The organism is Sulfitobacter sp. 1A12779 (assembly GCF_043557315.1).
Classification (GTDB): domain Bacteria; phylum Pseudomonadota; class Alphaproteobacteria; order Rhodobacterales; family Rhodobacteraceae; genus Sulfitobacter; species Sulfitobacter faviae.
In genome coordinates this window covers 1-1561 of the sequence record NZ_JBIFFU010000072.1, presented here as the reverse complement: position 1 = coordinate 1561, position 1561 = coordinate 1, and the positions used below count along the sequence as shown (strand labels likewise).

Below are 1561 nucleotides of genomic sequence, written 5' to 3'. Positions count from 1 at the left end.
CTTCCGTAATGGGGCGGGCCTCTGTCAAGGGTTTCGGGCAAGTCAAAAATCCCGGCGAAGATCTCAACTTTCACCGAGTTTTAAGGCACAGATTCAGAAGCTTTCTTTTTCTTTTTCACTGCACCCGCACGTCAGGACTGAAGGACACCCCTTGCACGGGCTTCGCTCTTCCGTCCGTAGTCAGCCGCATGGCTGCCACTCTATGCCTGGTCCAAATCTGGTCCTGGGTGCCCATCTTTTACGCGTATTCAGCGTTAGCCGATAACTAGCGGGCTTTCGGCATCTCCAGGAACCTCGTCCCGGCAAGGGACCTCGTCGTACCTGTCGTCAGGTGCAGTGCGTTCCTCCGTCAGATCAAGTTCTGGAATTATTTTACTCAGACCGTTGCCGGGGAGCTCTGCACATGGCGGAATGGTGTGCCGTCTCGCCACATGCGGTGCAATACAACGCCAATACGCCGCGCAAGTGCAATCAAGGCCCGTTTCGATCCACGCCGATGGGCCACTCTGAGCGCCCAGGCCTGGAGCCAGTTTGGTGACCCACGGTGCATCAAGATCATCGCCGCTTGATACAAGGCCGTTCGAAGGGCCCGGTCACCGGCTCGAGTAATTTGCCCGACAATGTCCATCTCTCCGGATTGCGTACGTCTCGGCGTCAGCCCCACCCACGGACCAACATCCTTCGATCGCGCGAACCGGGTCGGATCGTCGATCGCGGATTTGACCGTCAGGGCGACGATCCGACCGACGCCTGGCATCGTCATCATCAGACGGCAAACGTCGTCTTGTTTTGCCAGATCCGCGATTGTCGCATCCAATTCAGCCAACTCGGCGCGCAACTGCGCACGCGCGCGCAAAAGGGCCTCTGTCGACGCCGACAGGATTTCATTCTGCTCAACCAGTTCCCTCACCCGGGCCTCGTACCTGATCCGGGTGACGTGTCCCAGCTTCAGACCGAAGTTCCGCAAAACACCCCGCATGGAAAGCTCAAGGTTGATGATGGCCTGCTGAACTGACTTGCGCGCTGTCAGCAACGCGCGGATTTCCTGGGAGGACACCGATTTGCGGTGCACGGGCCTGTACCATCCCATTTGAAGCAAGCGCGCAATGCCCTGAGCATCGCGCCGATCGGTTTTGATCGGCATGGCTTTCAAAGCGGCTTTCACCAACCGCGTTTCCATCAAGACCACGTCAAGTCCGGCCTCTTCGATGCCCTTACTCAGCCATTGGGACAGTGGTCCGGCTTCAAGACCGATCGCATCGACCGCGTACGGCAATGACGTCATCGCACGCACCAGCGCCTCAGGCTCGCTGGCGGCCTCCAACTCCTCAACAACCTTCCCTTGCGGCCCCAGCACACAAATCGCCGTGCTTGTCAGAGATACATCTAGTCCGATAAATACATTCATGTCGTTGCCCTTCTATTCTCAGGAATTGAGGCGCATGGAAACATACGACCTCGTAGACGCGCTGCAGGCGCATCAAGGGCAACGGCACTCCACATCATGCTGTCAAGCAAGCGAAACGTGCTCGATTCGCCGACAGCCCCATTACGGCATCTT

1 protein-coding gene is annotated in these 1561 nt (G+C 57.8%); it reads right to left on the bottom strand.

All coding sequences use genetic code 11. The annotated features are described in order from the left end of the window. Nucleotides 1-376 precede the first annotated feature (376 nt). Complete coding sequence (locus ACGYLQ_RS20780) at nucleotides 377-1408, bottom strand: IS110 family transposase (RefSeq protein WP_095587668.1); 1032 nt, start codon at nucleotides 1406-1408, stop codon at nucleotides 377-379. Nucleotides 1409-1561: the final 153 nt, after the last annotated feature.

Bases quoted from the DNA above. Each gene is read 5' to 3' on its own strand.
- ACGYLQ_RS20780 (WP_095587668.1), bottom strand. From the start codon at position 1,408: ATGAATGTATTTATCGGACTAGATGTATCTCTGACAAGCACGGCGATT.